Origin of the sequence: Lysinibacillus sp. CD3-6 (assembly GCF_006351725.2) — a bacterium.
Lineage (GTDB): Bacteria > Bacillota > Bacilli > Bacillales_A > Planococcaceae > Lysinibacillus.
Map to the genome: position 1 here is coordinate 42667 of NZ_CP085880.1, position 15422 is coordinate 58088.

Genomic DNA, 15422 nt, shown 5'->3' on the forward strand with positions numbered 1-15422 from the left:
CACAAACAAGTCATTTACGGAAATAGGAGAAGTCCTAGGCAAACGTAAATGCGTTGAAGTAAAGGAAATCCACGCGTTCTGGCCGAAAGCGAAGCGGCAGGCACAAACAAGTCATTTACGGAAATAGGAGAAGCCCTATGCAATCGTAAAGACTTTAAAGTAAAGGAAATTCATGCATTCTGGCCGAAAGCGAAGCGGCAGGCCTAAACAAGTTATAATTTATACGTAAAGAATAAAATCGCAAGGCTAAATAAAAATAAAAAGACCAAAAGACGTGAGACAATACGAAGCTTATTGTAATCACGTCTTTTGTAATAGGAGGAATAAGGATGAAGATTGCGGTATATTGTGGTTCAGGATTAGGCGTTAATCCCATCTATGCTGAAAAAGCAACTGAGTTAGGAACAGTATTAGCGAAACACGGTCATGGTGTTATATATGGAGGCTCTAAAATAGGATTAATGGGGAAAGTTGCAGATGCTACTTTAACAGCAGGGGGAGAAGTAATTGGTGTCATGCCAACTCATTTACAAAAACAAGAAATCGTCCACGCTTCATTGACAGAAATTCATTTCGTAGAGTCAATGCATGTACGCAAGGCAAAAATGGTAGATTTAGCGGATGCCTTTATTGCGTTGCCAGGTGGTGGCGGTACATTGGATGAATATTTTGAGGTATTTACATGGGCTCAGATTGGATTGCATGAGAAGCCCGTTATTTTATTTAATGTGAATGGGTTTTATGATGCACTACTGCAACATTTTAATCGAATGTTAGAGGAAGGTTTTATCCGTGCAGAACACAAAGCATTAATTAGGGTAGCTACAACAGCGGAAGAAGTTTTAGCATTAATAGAATAACAATAATGAGAATAAAGTACCAAAAATGAAAATTTATAGTATTTTTAATATACAATTAGTTATATTATAATATATAACAATCTAATTTATTATAAAAGAAAATACAGGATGACTCACACTAGTAAATTAGGACGACGGAGGTGGATTTTATGAATAAAATTGATACACAAGTCACAGATGATTTAGTCGTGCAAGCAATAGAACGCAATATAGCGATTATTCGTTTTAATATGCATCGTAAAGTGGCGTATGTAAATGAACTTTTTGCTAAAACAATGGGCTATACAGTTGAGGAAATGATCGGAAAAGACCATAGAGAATTTTGTTTTCCTAACTTCTTAAAAAGCCCTGACTATGAAAAATTTTGGCGCAACCTGACAGCAGGTAATAGTTATCAGGATAAAATTGAGCGGATGGATGCCCAAGGCAATAGCATTTGGCTTGAGGCGACCTATATGCCTGTATTTGAGAATAACTCCAGCAGAGTCATCGGCGTATCTAAAATCGCAACAAATGTAACTGATCGTCAAAAAACGATAGTCAATGTAGCAGATCAGTTGAAACAAATGTCCACCGAGCTTTATAGTCGTTCAGAGGCAGGTATAAAAAATAGTGAGCGTTTACTTGAAACTATTCAACAAGTATCAAAAGAATCTACGGAGAATGTAAAAAATCTTGCCCATTTACAAAATCAAGCTGAATCGATTAAAGGTATTGTCAAAACCATTCAAGGGATTGCTTCTCAAACAAACTTACTCGCTTTAAATGCAGCAATTGAAGCTGCAAGAGCTGGTGAGTATGGAAGAGGCTTTGATGTTGTAGCAAAAGAGGTTCGGAAACTTTCAGTTAGAGTTGAGCAATCGATTTCAGAAGTAAAAGAAAATGTGGAAGGCATTGTTCGTGAGATTGGGCAAGTTACCGAAAGCATTACACGGATTTCTGAGGAAGTTGAAAAGTCTAATGGGCAAATAAATGTCACAACAAGTGATTTTGCTGAAATTGCTTCTGCTGCTGAGGCATTAGATGAACGATCAAAACAATTTATCGAAATAATTTAAAACGAGCGTGCGGCAAGTGGCGATTAAGCCTAAACTGCCACAGGCTTTTTTATTTTCTTATAAAGGCTAGCACAGACGGATGCCAGTAAATTAGCCACTCTTGTATGTTCATTTATTAATAACACTATAAGTTTTCTAAATATATTGAAATAGTAGCTGCATTTTATTTACAATAATTGTGAAAGGGCTTCATAAATTATAAATAGGGGTGTTGTGTATGACAAAGGTGGAAGTAAGTTTTAAACATTTACCAACGACAGCAATTTCCGATGCAACTGGGGGCCATACAAATTTACGTAGTAATATTAAAGCGTTAGCCGAGCATTTTAAAATAGCGGGACGAGCGGTTACTGTACGTTTACCAGACGGAGAAAATGGAGCGGTACTAGAAGCGATTCGAGCTGCTAATGAGGGCGATATTTTAGTAATTGATGCAAAGGGGAATACAAATCGAGCAGTTGCAGGGGATTTTGTTATTTCTTTAGCAAAGGGTATTGGTGTACAGGGCTTCGTAGTGGATGGTGTTATTCGAGATATTGCTGCCATTCGCGAGCTGGATTTCCCTGTATTTGCTCTTGGTACGACTATAGCTGCTGGCAATAAAAATGGCGGTGGCAAAGTTAATGTACCAATTGCTATTGGCGGTGTAACCGTGCAGCCTGGCGATTATATTATCGGAGATGTTGATGGTGTTATTGTTGTTCCACAGGAGGATGCGGAGCGCATTGTAGCAGCCGCGGAGCTTAAAGTGGAAAAGGATGAAGTACGCGCACAAGAAGCACATGCAAACGGCAAAGAGTCTATTATTGCTTATTTAGATAAAGTACTAGCAAAATAAAAAAATCCTCACGATGCATTCGTCCATCGTGAGGATTTTTTTGTATTAAGCTAAATTTTCGTTGTTTTTAAAGTAGTTTTTCATCTTTTCTTTATCGAAGCGGCCTTCCCATTTCGCCATTACTAATGACGCTAAAGAGTTACCGATTACGTTTACTACTGTACGTCCCATATCAAGAATACGGTCGATACCTGCAATGAATGCTAAACCTTCAATAGGAATACCAACAGTACCTAAAGTTGCAAGTAATACTACGAATGATACCCCTGGTACACCCGCAATACCTTTAGAAGTAACCATCAATACAAGCATTAACGTAATTTGTTCTCCGATGCTTAAATGAATACCGTACATTTGAGCAATGAATAATGCAGCGATTGCTTGATACAATGTTGAACCATCTAAGTTAAATGAATAACCTGTAGGGATAACAAAGGATACAATATCTTTCGGTGCACCTAGTTTCTCCATCTTCTGCATTACACGTGGTAATACGGCTTCCGAACTAGCAGTGGAGAACGCTAAAATTAATTCGTCTTTTAATACTCTTATCAAGTAGAAAATGTTGACTCCAGCAAATTTTGCTACAAGACCTAGTACGATGAAGATGAAGAATATCATCGTTGCATAAACAAGTATTGCAAGCTTACCAAGTGGAATGAGGGAAGCAAACCCATATTTGGAAACGGTTACACCAATTAAACCAAATACCCCAATTGGAGCGAATTTCATTACAAGGTTCGTTACCCAGAACATCGCGTCTGCTACACCTTGGAAGAAGTCTAATACTGGTTTTCCTCGTTCTCCAATTGCAGCTACCCCTAAACCGAAAATAACAGAGAAGAAAATGATAGCAAGCATATTGCCTTCAGCCATTGATTGAATAATATTTGTTGGTACAATACCTACAATAATATCGAATGGTCCTTCATGTTGTACTTCTTCAGTTGTTGTAACGTATTTCGAAATATCCCCTTGCGAAAGTTCGTTCATATTTATGCCAGCACCTGGGTGAAACAGGTTAGCTGAAAGTAAACCAACAACAATTGCAACTGTTGTAATAATTTCAAAGTAAATAAGCGTTTTTCCGCCTAATCTTCCGAGCTGTTTAATGTCTCCAGTTCCAGCAACACCAACAATTAATGTCGAAATGATAATAGGTACCACGATCATCTTAATTAGATGTAGAAAAATATCTCCTAGTGGTTGTAAATATGTCTCAATTTTGGGGTTTCCATAAAAGATACCACCAACAATAATCCCTAAAATTAAACCGATTAGAATCTGAGCGGCTAAACTGAGTTTAAATTTCTTTTTCAAAATCTTAATTCCTCCCCTATATTAAAATTTTTAGGACATGCCTTACTTTAATAATACGGAGGACTTATAAAATCCGACAAAATCCGAGAAAATTAATTTACTTTTGTTAAAATGTCTGAATATAACACCTGTATAAACTTCTTTATATTGACCTTTGCTTTGCGATTTCCGTGGTCTTCAATCTGTGTCATAAGCTGACGAATCTCTTTAAAGTCAAAGTATCGAGGTGCATAGTATTCAAATTCTGAGTTTGTATAATCGACTACCCCTAAATTGGCGAGGTTAATCATCGCAGCTAAAATTGTTCGACGCACACGCTGTTCAATAGCCTTACTCTCTTTTAAAATTTCATCTGGAGTGGACTTTGTGACAGCTGCTATTTCCTCATAAAGCTCTTTTAAAGGAGGAAGTGGTGCAATTTTATGCTGATGTGCTAGCAATGTTTCGATAATTGCTATAATATCCTCACTGCCTATCTCACCGACAATACCCATATCATTTAAAATGGATTGAATATGATCTCGTGAAGTGGCCTTATTGTTTATCTGCTCACTTAGGTCGATGTTAGTCAACGATTGTCGTATAACTAATAGAGAGTTTTTAAGGCGAAACTGTTCTGTTGTTTTGCGTAAAACATTCTCCACTTCGATACGGTTAATCGGTTTATGGATAAAGAAGTCAATACCTTGTTCATACGCCTCGCCAACCATTTCTTTATTTACAACCTGAGAAATCATAATAAACTGTCCTTCAAATCGATTTTGGAGAAGATGCTCCACTGTAGCTATACCATCAAGCTTAGGCATAAGTAAATCGATTAGCACAAACTCTGGCTGTGTCATTAATATTTGAGGAATGGCGTCCACTCCATTACGTGCTTCGCCGATGACTGTGCCTAAACCACTATCTTCAATAATTTGTTTTAGCATCACGCGGCTAGCACGATCATCATCTACAATAAAATACCTCATTTAAGTCTCTCCCGTTTGAATAGTTTGCGTAGGAATTATAATTTTAAACACTGTTTTGAAGTTATTTGATTCAACTGAAATAGAGCCGTTTAATTTAGAAATTAATTCGGCAACATGTGAAAGTCCAATTCCTGTAGCTGCTACACCTTCGACATTATATTTTGTCGTATAGCCAGGTTCAAAAATAATAGAAAGATCACTTTCGGAGATTCCCTTTCCATCATCACTAACTGTTATTACAGTATCAACCTCTTGTTGCTGAATATCAATAGATATGACACCTTGTCCTTCTATTGCTTCAATGGCGTTGGCAGTTAAATTGTTTAAAAGGGCTAGAAGGGCAATATGCTCATTCGTTACAAAATCGGTCTTTAAAGTAATGTTAAATTGAATTTCTTTACCGAGTAATTCACTATATTTACTATTACCGTCTTCTATATAATGTAATAATTCTGATAATCGTAATGAACCAAAGCTCTTATCGCCGACGATTTTAGATATCCCTGCATAAATACGTTGGGAATCTTTTTTAACCTCATGAATTTCCTGGGCAATATGAAGCGCCTGTAAACTTTCAGAGCGATTGCCTTGAGCTTTTAATTGACGATATAAATCAAATCCATTGGCGGTAATTGCCTCAATATGATTCATAGACTTTTTTAAATAAAGTGTCTCTACATATAAGTCTGAGCCAATCGTTAGTATTTCTTGTACACGCTTTTTTTGCTCAGCAATTAAAATAGAGCTATAAATTCCGACAACAAAAAAGCTTCGTAACAAGGCAACAGCGAATAAAATCAGTAAGTCATGAATGAATAAAATTGTATAAGATTGTACAAAGAAACGTAGCAACTGTTCTGCTAAATTGCTAATGACCTCACTTAGGGCAACAAGTAACCCTAACTTAAGTGGCTTTTCGCGATATTGATGAATATTTAAATATTGCAGACATATTGCAAATAATAAATAAAATGTAGCTGCAGGTAAATGAATATAGATACCTTCTAATATGGATATGTTTTGTGTATAGAAACTAATAGCAGTTCGTAATGCAGTTGTTACAATACTTGTTGCGACGCCAGCAAAAATAATAGGTGTTGGTTTAAGCAATGTGCATAAAAAGAAAATGATCGTTCCTAAGCCAAATCGAAAAGACGTATTAGCGAATGGGATAATTTTAATTTCACTACCGAGAGCAGTTAATATGGCAATTAATAAAATCCATGTGAGGGAAGTACGAGATAAAAAAACCTTTGAGTACATATTTTATATCCTCCCTAAATTTTTAGTAGAAGCAAAATAGCTAATAAAAAAATACCACAACCTAAAAGGAAGTGGTATTTAATAAGTATGACATACAATTTTGAGCAAAAAAAAACGGCTACATTATGTAGTCGGTATTTTAAAAATGGAGGAGGTAGAGGGATTCGAACCCCCGCGCGGTGTTACCCGCCTGTCGGTTTTCAAGACCGATCCCTTCAGCCAGACTTGGGTATACCTCCATACTATATTGCTGTGTTATCTTATCGACAAGAACTAATTTATCATGTTTTGATTTTCACGTCAACATCTTTTTTAAAAAAATAATTTTGTTTATATTTCTTCTTATTATTTTGTAATAACGAATATAAATAATTTGTGCAATTCGTTGCAATTTATGAAAACTGAAAGTATACTAGTTATTGCCGTGCTAGGTGGGAAGGTAGCGGTGTCCTGTAACTCGCAATCCGCTCTAGCGAGACTGAATTCCTTTTTCGAGGCTGTCCGTATTGTTTGGTCTGCCTTTTGCACGTAGTGTTGACGATTGGGTCCTGCGCAATGGATACCCATGAACCATGTCAGGTCCGGAAGGAAGCAGCATTAAGTGGTCTTATTCATGTGCCGCGGGGTTGCCTAATCTGAGCTAACGACAAGAGTAACGCTTATGTGCGGCTGTCGAAGAAAGGTGCACGGCATTAAATTGCCAATTCGAACGCATTCGTCTATTATAGGCGAATGCGTTTTTTTATATTCTAATAAAGGCCACTGTTTTATTAACAACGTAGCCGATGCTATAATGGTTTTAATCATATTTAAAAAGAAGGGGAGAGGAAATTATTGACGTATCAAGCATTTTATCGTGTGTATAGACCACAATCATTCCGAGAAATGTCAGGTCAAGCACATGTCAAAAGAACGCTGCAAAATGCTCTCCTAGCGAATAAAACAACTCATGCATATTTGTTTTCAGGGCCTCGTGGAACAGGGAAAACAAGTACAGCCAAAATTTTTGCCAAGGCTTTAAACTGTGAGCATGCTCCAGCAAGCGAACCATGTAATGAGTGTGCAACTTGTATAAGCATTACTGATGGTTCACATCCAGACGTAATTGAATTTGATGCAGCTTCTAATTCACGTGTAGAAGAAATACGTGACATTATTGAAAAAGTCCGTTTTGCACCTGCAAGTAGCAGGTTTAAAGTGTATATCATTGACGAAGTGCATATGCTGTCTACAAGTGCCTTCAATGCGCTGTTAAAAACATTAGAAGAACCACCACCACATGCTGTATTTATTTTAGCAACTACAGAACCTCATAAATTACCAGCGACGATTATTTCTCGTTGCCAACGTTTCGATTTTAAACGACTTTCAACGAACGATATTATTGAGCGCATGAAGGTTGTATTAGAAGACATTGAGCTACCGTTTGAAGAACAAGGACTCAAAGTAATTGCGCAATCAGCAGCAGGTGGTATGCGTGATGCATTGAGCTTGTTAGATCAAGTTGTATCGTTCAGCGGTGAAATGCTGAAACTTGAAGATGCGCTGCTAGTTACTGGCTCAATCAGTCAAGATGTTTTCTATGATTTAGCAGAAGCTTTAAAGGTGAAAGATGTAGCACAAATGCTAGCGCTTTTAGAACAGCTAATTGCAGATGGAAAAGACCCATTGCGCCTGTCGGAGGACTTAATTACATTTTTCCGTGATTTACTTCTTTTGCAAACGAGTGAAAATCTAGCTGAACTATTAGAGTTAGTATCACCAGAAGAGCGTGTGTTTGCTCTGGCGCATGATTTTGCCCCAGATATGCTCTATGGATACATTGATATTTTAGCGAAAACGCAACAAGAAATGCGTTTCTCTCATCATACAAAAATTTATTTGGAAACGGCATTGCTGAAAATGACGCAGTTTTCAGGTGGGGTTGTAAATCACAACGTTACATCAAGCGAAACGGCAATGAGTCCAGAGCTTGCGCAAAAAATAGTCGCACTAGAGCAGATGGTACAACAATTATCAGCGCAATTACAAAGTGGTGCACCATCACAAGCTGGTCAAGCTGCAAAAGAACAACGTCCTCGCGCAAAAAGTGCAAACGGCTACAAAGCGCCTACTGGTCGTATTCAAGAAGTGCTTAAGGATGCGACAAAGCAAGATGTGCAAAGTTTAAAAGCTGTATGGGCGCAAGCATTAAATCAAATGCAAAAGTCTCAATCCGCTCTTTTAGCAGAAGCTGAACCTGTTGCGGCATCTTCAAGTGCTTTTGTGTTAAAATTCAAGTATGATATTCATTGTCAAATGGTTGCAGACAATCAAATGCTAAAAGCGCAATTCACACAATTAATTGCAGCTCAAACGGGCACGATGTATGAAATGCTTTGTACACCAGAAGAAACATGGTTAAAGTTGCGTGAAGAGTTTATTCGTGATCACGGATTACAGCAAAAGAAAGCACAGTCTGTTAACGATGATCCGAATGTTGAATTGTTAGAACCACCACCGGCAGAAATGTCGGAAGAACCGTTTATCGATGATGCGCAACCACTGGCGTCACAAGATCCACTTGTGACGGAAGCGGAAAAGCTATTCGGTAAGGATTTTATTGAAATTGTTGAAGACTGATTACTTAGGAGGAATAGGTTATGCGTGGAATGGGAAATATGCAAGGCATGATGAAGAAAATGCAAAAAATGCAAAAAGAAATGATGGAAGCTCAAGAAGCTTTAAATGTAGAACAATTTGAAGGTGTTGCTGGCGGCGGTATGGTCAAAGTAACAGTTACAGGTCAACGCGAAGTTGTAGAAGTGAATCTTGATACTTCAGTAGTGGATCCAGACGATATCGAAATGCTACAGGATTTAATTGTTGTTGCAACGAATGAAGCACTTAAAAAAGTGGAAGAAAAAACAAATGCAACAATGGGTAAATTCACACAAGGCATGAACCTTCCATTCTAGGAGGTAACAATATGTATTACCCAGAACCAATATCTAAACTAATCGATAGTTTTATGAAATTGCCAGGTATCGGGCCTAAAACCGCGGCCCGACTGGCGTTTTTTGTGTTAACAATGAAAGAGGATGACGTTCTTTCCTTTTCAAAAGCTTTAATTGAAGCGAAGCGTAATTTAAGCTATTGCTCTGTTTGTGGCAATATTACTGATATAGACCCATGCCATATTTGTACTGATAAACAACGAGATGCTTCTGTAATTTGTGTTGTTCAAGATACAAAAGATGTTATCGCAATGGAAAAAATGCGTGATTATCATGGGAAATATCATGTGCTACAAGGAGCTATTTCACCGATGGATGGTATCGGTCCAGAGGATATTAATGTAGCCTCCCTTTTAGTACGACTACAAGATGAAACTGTACAGGAGCTTATTTTAGCAACAAATTCTACTATTGAAGGTGAAGCGACAGCTATGTATATCTCTCGTCTTGTGAAACCATCGGGTATCCGAACAACACGTATTGCACATGGATTACCTGTGGGTGGAGATTTAGAATATGCTGATGAAGTAACATTATCGAAGGCAATGGAAGGCCGTCGAGAGTTATAGTGAGGGATTGAGATGTTCTTCCGCAATAAAGGGAAATTAAAAAGAGAATTTGATGAAAAGCTTGTTAATCTCATTAAAGAAACAAAAGAAGATTTACAGCAAGCGAAAGTGATTGAAGAATTATTAAATGATTATGATTTAGAAATTATAGCTCAACGAAAAGCTGCTGAGAGTATACATTTCTATTTGTTTAAGGAAGCTAGAATTCGACGAGTGCTAATTAAATAATAGTTGAGAGTTATAGAAGCGACATGGGAATCATAAACTTACATAATTATTATCGAAGGAGGCAATTGGATGCCGTGGATTGTAATTGTAAGTATTTGTGTTCCTGTAGCGCTTCTTTTTCTTTATATAGTAGGAAAGCATGTTAAATTAGGAAAAGTATTAGAAGGGATTTCTGTATTTTGGTTCCGATTTGCATTTGCATTTTTATTACTATTCATTATCCATTTAGGTGTTGGGTATGGCGGCTATAATGTGCCTATCAACCTGTTTTCAGTTTTCACAATTGCAATATTAGGAATTCCTGGTGTGCTAGGAATCACTTTTTTAATATTTTTTTTATAAAAGACTTGCAAACTATATTTATTGTGATATAGTCATAAGAGTCGTTAAGACAACAACTGAAACAACTTATATAAAACAAAAACAATTAAAATAAATTGTTGACATCGATTTGAAAAAATGGTATTATATAAGAGTTGCTGAAACAAGAAGCGACACAATGAACCTTGAAAACTGAACAAGCAAAACGTAATCAATATAGTTTTTAGCAGCTAACTTCGTTAGTGAACGAAACAAAATTTTGGACATCAAAATTGATGCCAGCAAAACAATTTGAGCTAATCAAATTTCTTTTATGGAGAGTTTGATCCTGGCTCAGGACGAACGCTGGCGGCGTGCCTAATACATGCAAGTCGAGCGGACAGATAAGGAGCTTGCTCCTTTGACGTTAGCGGCGGACGGGTGAGTAACACGTGGGCAACCTACCCTATAGTTTGGGATAACTCCGGGAAACCGGGGCTAATACCGAATAATCTTTTGTCTCTCATGAGACAATTCTGAAAGACGGTTTCGGCTGTCGCTATAGGATGGGCCCGCGGCGCATTAGCTAGTTGGTGAGGTAACGGCTCACCAAGGCAACGATGCGTAGCCGACCTGAGAGGGTGATCGGCCACACTGGGACTGAGACACGGCCCAGACTCCTACGGGAGGCAGCAGTAGGGAATCTTCCACAATGGGCGAAAGCCTGATGGAGCAACGCCGCGTGAGTGAAGAAGGATTTCGGTTCGTAAAACTCTGTTGTAAGGGAAGAACAAGTACAGTAGTAACTGGCTGTACCTTGACGGTACCTTATTAGAAAGCCACGGCTAACTACGTGCCAGCAGCCGCGGTAATACGTAGGTGGCAAGCGTTGTCCGGAATTATTGGGCGTAAAGCGCGCGCAGGTGGTTTCTTAAGTCTGATGTGAAAGCCCACGGCTCAACCGTGGAGGGTCATTGGAAACTGGGAGACTTGAGTGCAGAAGAGGATAGTGGAATTCCAAGTGTAGCGGTGAAATGCGTAGAGATTTGGAGGAACACCAGTGGCGAAGGCGACTATCTGGTCTGTAACTGACACTGAGGCGCGAAAGCGTGGGGAGCAAACAGGATTAGATACCCTGGTAGTCCACGCCGTAAACGATGAGTGCTAAGTGTTAGGGGGTTTCCGCCCCTTAGTGCTGCAGCTAACGCATTAAGCACTCCGCCTGGGGAGTACGGTCGCAAGACTGAAACTCAAAGGAATTGACGGGGGCCCGCACAAGCGGTGGAGCATGTGGTTTAATTCGAAGCAACGCGAAGAACCTTACCAGGTCTTGACATCCCGTTGACCACTGTAGAGATATAGTTTTCCCTTCGGGGACAACGGTGACAGGTGGTGCATGGTTGTCGTCAGCTCGTGTCGTGAGATGTTGGGTTAAGTCCCGCAACGAGCGCAACCCTTGATCTTAGTTGCCATCATTTAGTTGGGCACTCTAAGGTGACTGCCGGTGACAAACCGGAGGAAGGTGGGGATGACGTCAAATCATCATGCCCCTTATGACCTGGGCTACACACGTGCTACAATGGACGATACAAACGGTTGCCAACTCGCGAGAGGGAGCTAATCCGATAAAGTCGTTCTCAGTTCGGATTGTAGGCTGCAACTCGCCTACATGAAGCCGGAATCGCTAGTAATCGCGGATCAGCATGCCGCGGTGAATACGTTCCCGGGCCTTGTACACACCGCCCGTCACACCACGAGAGTTTGTAACACCCGAAGTCGGTGAGGTAACCTTTTGGAGCCAGCCGCCGAAGGTGGGATAGATGATTGGGGTGAAGTCGTAACAAGGTAGCCGTATCGGAAGGTGCGGCTGGATCACCTCCTTTCTAAGGATATTTTCGGAATACAAACCTTGGGTTTGTAAGATTACGTTTTGCGTTCAGTTTTGAAGGTTCATCATTAGATGAAATACTTCAAAATTTGTTCTTTGAAAACTGGATAAAACGACATTGAAATTGTAACAAACACATTTATTTTTTAAATTAAGTTTTTTAGGCTTAATAACTAGGTTAAGTTATTAAGGGCGCACGGCGAATGCCTTGGCACTAGGAGCCGAAGAAGGACGGCACTAACACCGATATGCTTCGGGGAGCTGTAAGTGAGCTTTGATCCGGAGATTTCCGAATGGGGGAACCCACTACGTTTAATCGCGTAGTATCTTGACGTGAATACATAGCGTCTTGAAGGCAGACCCAGGGAACTGAAACATCTAAGTACCTGGAGGAAGAGAAAGAAAAATCGATTCCCTGAGTAGCGGCGAGCGAAACGGGAAGAGCCCAAACCAAGAGGCTTGCCTCTTGGGGTTGTAGGACACTCTATACGGAGTTACAAAGGAATGAGTTAGATGAAGCGACTTGGAAAGGTCCGCCAGAGCAGGTAAAAGCCCTGTAGTCGAAAGTTTATTCCCTCCAGAGTGGATCCTGAGTACGGCGGAACACGTGAAATTCCGTCGGAATCCGGGAGGACCATCTCCCAAGGCTAAATACTACCTAGTGACCGATAGTGAACCAGTACCGTGAGGGAAAGGTGAAAAGCACCCCGGAAGGGGAGTGAAAGAGATCCTGAAACCGTGTGCCTACAAGTAGTTAGAGCCCGTTAATGGGTGATAGCGTGCCTTTTGTAGAATGAACCGGCGAGTTACGATTACGTGCGAGGTTAAGCTTTAGAAGGCGGAGCCGCAGCGAAAGCGAGTCTGAATAGGGCGAATTAGTACGTGGTCGTAGACCCGAAACCAGGTGATCTACCCATGTCCAGGGTGAAGGTGAGGTAACACTTACTGGAGGCCCGAACCCACGCACGTTGAAAAGTGCGGGGATGAGGTGTGGGTAGCGGAGAAATTCCAATCGAACTTGGAGATAGCTGGTTCTCTCCGAAATAGCTTTAGGGCTAGCCTCGTGATGAGAATACTGGAGGTAGAGCACTGTTTGGACTAGGGGGCCATCCCGGTTTACCGAATTCAGACAAACTCCGAATGCCAGATATTTATACACGGGAGTCAGACTGCGAGTGATAAGATCCGTAGTCAAAAGGGAAACAGCCCAGACCACCAGCTAAGGTCCCAAAGTAATCGTTAAGTGGAAAAGGATGTGGCGTTGCACAGACAACCAGGATGTTGGCTTAGAAGCAGCCATCATTTAAAGAGTGCGTAATAGCTCACTGGTCGAGTGACGCTGCGCCGAAAATGTATCGGGGCTAAACGATTCACCGAAGCTGTGGATTGACATCTACGATGTCAGTGGTAGGAGAGCGTTCTAAGTGCGTTGAAGTCAGACCGGAAGGACTGGTGGAGCGCTTAGAAGTGAGAATGCCGGTATGAGTAGCGAAAGACGGGTGAGAATCCCGTCCACCGTATGACTAAGGTTTCCTGAGGAAGGCTCGTCCGCTCAGGGTTAGTCGGGACCTAAGCCGAGGCCGATAGGCGTAGGCGATGGACAACAGGTTGATATTCCTGTACCACCTCCTCACCGTTTGAGAAATGGGGGGACGCAGTAGGATAGGGTAAGCGCGCCGTTGGTTGTGCGCGTCCAAGCAGTAAGGCGTGTGTGTAGGCAAATCCGCACACTGTAACGTTGAGCTGTGATGGCGAGTCCGTATGGACGAAGTTCCTGATTTCACACTGCCAAGAAAAGCCTCTATCGAGGTGAGAGGTGCCCGTACCGCAAACCGACACAGGTAGTCGAGGAGAGAATCCTAAGGTGTGCGAGAGAACTCTCGTTAAGGAACTCGGCAAAATGACCCCGTAACTTCGGGAGAAGGGGTGCTCTTGAGCGTGCAAGCGCACGAGAGCCGCAGTGAATAGGCCCAGGCGACTGTTTAGCAAAAACACAGGTCTCTGCAAAACCGTAAGGTGACGTATAGGGGCTGACGCCTGCCCGGTGCTGGAAGGTTAAGAGGAGTGGTTAGCGCAAGCGAAGCTGCGAATTGAAGCCCCAGTAAACGGCGGCCGTAACTATAACGGTCCTAAGGTAGCGAAATTCCTTGTCGGGTAAGTTCCGACCCGCACGAAAGGCGTAACGATCTGGGCACTGTCTCAACGAGAGACTCGGTGAAATTATAGTACCTGTGAAGATGCAGGTTACCCGCGACAGGACGGAAAGACCCCGTGGAGCTTTACTGTAGCCTGATATTGAATTTTGGTACAACTTGTACAGGATAGGTAGGAGCCAGAGATCTCGGAGCGCCAGCTTCGAAGGAGGCGTCGGTGGGATACTACCCTGGTTGTATTGAAATTCTAACCCATGCCCCTTAGCGGGGCAGGAGACAGTGTCAGGCGGACAGTTTGACTGGGGCGGTCGCCTCCTAAAAGGTAACGGAGGCGCCCAAAGGTTCCCTCAGAATGGTTGGAAATCATTCGTAGAGTGTAAAGGCACAAGGGAGCTTGACTGCGAGACCTACAAGTCGAGCAGGGTCGAAAGACGGGCTTAGTGATCCGGTGGTTCCGCATGGAAGGGCCATCGCTCAACGGATAAAAGCTACCCCGGGGATAACAGGCTTATCTCCCCCAAGAGTCCACATCGACGGGGAGGTTTGGCACCTCGATGTCGGCTCATCGCATCCTGGGGCTGTAGTCGGTCCCAAGGGTTGGGCTGTTCGCCCATTAAAGCGGTACGCGAGCTGGGTTCAGAACGTCGTGAGACAGTTCGGTCCCTATCCGTCGTGGGCGTAGGAAATTTGAGAGGAGCTGTCCTTAGTACGAGAGGACCGGGATGGACACACCGCTGGTGTACCAGTTGTCTTGCCAAAGGCATCGCTGGGTAGCTATGTGTGGACGGGATAAGTGCTGAAAGCATCTAAGCATGAAGCCCCCCTCAAGATGAGATTTCCCATTACGCAAGTAAGTAAGATCCCTCAAAGACGATGAGGTAGATAGGTTCGAGGTGGAAGTGTGGTGACACATGGAGCTGACGAATACTAATCGATCGAGGACTTAACCAAAAAAGTTTGAAACATTCAATGAACCGT

Annotated in this window: 11 protein-coding genes, 1 tRNA gene, 2 rRNA genes, 1 other RNA gene and 1 pseudogene; 12 read left to right on the top strand and 4 right to left on the bottom strand. The window is 41.6% G+C overall.

The annotated features are described in order from the left end of the window. Nucleotides 1-329 precede the first annotated feature (329 nt). From FH508_RS00170 to FH508_RS00180, 4 genes and pseudogenes are all read left to right on the top strand, one after another. Nucleotides 330-860, top strand: coding sequence for an LOG family protein (locus FH508_RS00170; protein WP_228134228.1), 531 nt, complete (start codon nucleotides 330-332; stop codon nucleotides 858-860). Nucleotides 861-1009: 149 nt separating this feature from the next. Beyond that, a pseudogene (locus FH508_RS24070) lies at nucleotides 1010-1384 on the top strand (PAS domain-containing protein); the annotation flags it as partial. 42 nt (nucleotides 1385-1426) lie between these two features. Continuing rightward, nucleotides 1427-1918 (top strand): methyl-accepting chemotaxis protein, encoded by a 492-nt coding sequence (locus FH508_RS24075; RefSeq protein ID WP_370635732.1) that lies wholly within the window; start codon nucleotides 1427-1429, stop codon nucleotides 1916-1918. A 217-nt stretch (nucleotides 1919-2135) separates the two neighbouring features. Continuing rightward, a complete protein-coding gene (locus FH508_RS00180; protein WP_228134230.1) occupies nucleotides 2136-2756 on the top strand; it encodes an RraA family protein in 621 nt (206 codons plus the stop codon). Nucleotides 2757-2801: 45 nt separating this feature from the next. Here the strand turns inward: FH508_RS00180 and FH508_RS00185 are convergent, their stop codons facing one another. The 4 genes from FH508_RS00185 to FH508_RS00200 form a co-directional block, all read right to left on the bottom strand. Next, entirely contained in the window at nucleotides 2802-4076 is a 1275-nt protein-coding gene (locus FH508_RS00185; RefSeq protein WP_228134231.1) for a cation:dicarboxylate symporter family transporter, read from the bottom strand. 92 nt (nucleotides 4077-4168) lie between these two features. Beyond that, nucleotides 4169-5047, bottom strand: a complete 879-nt coding sequence (locus FH508_RS00190; RefSeq protein WP_024362951.1) for a response regulator — start codon at nucleotides 5045-5047, stop codon at nucleotides 4169-4171. Continuing rightward, on the bottom strand, nucleotides 5048-6310 hold the full coding sequence (locus FH508_RS00195) for an ATP-binding protein (RefSeq protein ID WP_228134232.1): 1263 nt from the start codon (nucleotides 6308-6310) through the stop codon (nucleotides 5048-5050). It lies immediately after the preceding gene. Between the two features lie 146 nt (nucleotides 6311-6456). Continuing rightward, a tRNA-Ser gene (locus FH508_RS00200) sits at nucleotides 6457-6549 on the bottom strand. Nucleotides 6550-6732: 183 nt separating this feature from the next. Here FH508_RS00200 and ffs point away from each other — a divergent pair. From ffs to FH508_RS00240, 8 genes are all read left to right on the top strand, one after another. Then, nucleotides 6733-7000, top strand: an RNA gene (gene ffs, locus FH508_RS00205) — signal recognition particle sRNA large type. 144 nt (nucleotides 7001-7144) lie between these two features. Further along, nucleotides 7145-8932: a DNA polymerase III subunit gamma/tau gene (gene dnaX / locus FH508_RS00210; RefSeq protein ID WP_228134233.1), complete on the top strand. Its 1788-nt coding sequence runs from the start codon at nucleotides 7145-7147 to the stop codon at nucleotides 8930-8932. A gap of 20 nt (nucleotides 8933-8952) precedes the next feature. Continuing rightward, complete coding sequence (locus tag FH508_RS00215; RefSeq protein WP_228134234.1) at nucleotides 8953-9267, top strand: YbaB/EbfC family nucleoid-associated protein; 315 nt, start codon at nucleotides 8953-8955, stop codon at nucleotides 9265-9267. An 11-nt stretch (nucleotides 9268-9278) separates the two neighbouring features. Next, nucleotides 9279-9875 (top strand): recombination mediator RecR, encoded by a 597-nt coding sequence (gene recR, locus FH508_RS00220; RefSeq protein ID WP_228134235.1) that lies wholly within the window; start codon nucleotides 9279-9281, stop codon nucleotides 9873-9875. A 12-nt stretch (nucleotides 9876-9887) separates the two neighbouring features. After that, nucleotides 9888-10103 carry a YaaL family protein gene (locus tag FH508_RS00225; protein WP_228134236.1) on the top strand — a complete coding sequence of 72 codons (216 nt, stop codon included), beginning with the start codon at nucleotides 9888-9890 and terminating at the stop codon, nucleotides 10101-10103. A 69-nt stretch (nucleotides 10104-10172) separates the two neighbouring features. Continuing rightward, nucleotides 10173-10445 carry a pro-sigmaK processing inhibitor BofA family protein gene (locus FH508_RS00230; RefSeq protein ID WP_228134237.1) on the top strand — a complete coding sequence of 91 codons (273 nt, stop codon included), beginning with the start codon at nucleotides 10173-10175 and terminating at the stop codon, nucleotides 10443-10445. 289 nt (nucleotides 10446-10734) lie between these two features. Further along, nucleotides 10735-12286: ribosomal RNA gene (locus FH508_RS00235) — 16S ribosomal RNA — on the top strand. Between the two features lie 181 nt (nucleotides 12287-12467). After that, nucleotides 12468-15395: ribosomal RNA gene (locus FH508_RS00240) — 23S ribosomal RNA — on the top strand. The 16S and 23S rRNA genes sit together here, the layout of an rRNA operon. The last annotated feature ends 27 nt before the right edge of the window (nucleotides 15396-15422 follow it).

Bases quoted from the DNA above. Each gene is read 5' to 3' on its own strand.
- FH508_RS00170 (WP_228134228.1), top strand. From the start codon at position 330: ATGAAGATTGCGGTATATTGTGGTTCAGGATTAGGCGTTAATCCCATC.
- FH508_RS00180 (WP_228134230.1), top strand. From the start codon at position 2,136: ATGACAAAGGTGGAAGTAAGTTTTAAACATTTACCAACGACAGCAATT.
- FH508_RS00225 (WP_228134236.1), top strand. From the start codon at position 9,888: ATGTTCTTCCGCAATAAAGGGAAATTAAAAAGAGAATTTGATGAAAAG.
- FH508_RS00215 (WP_228134234.1), top strand. From the start codon at position 8,953: ATGCGTGGAATGGGAAATATGCAAGGCATGATGAAGAAAATGCAAAAA.
- FH508_RS24075 (WP_370635732.1), top strand. From the start codon at position 1,427: ATGTCCACCGAGCTTTATAGTCGTTCAGAGGCAGGTATAAAAAATAGT.
- FH508_RS00230 (WP_228134237.1), top strand. From the start codon at position 10,173: ATGCCGTGGATTGTAATTGTAAGTATTTGTGTTCCTGTAGCGCTTCTT.
- recR (WP_228134235.1), top strand. From the start codon at position 9,279: ATGTATTACCCAGAACCAATATCTAAACTAATCGATAGTTTTATGAAA.
- FH508_RS00190 (WP_024362951.1), bottom strand. From the start codon at position 5,047: ATGAGGTATTTTATTGTAGATGATGATCGTGCTAGCCGCGTGATGCTA.
- FH508_RS00195 (WP_228134232.1), bottom strand. From the start codon at position 6,310: ATGTACTCAAAGGTTTTTTTATCTCGTACTTCCCTCACATGGATTTTA.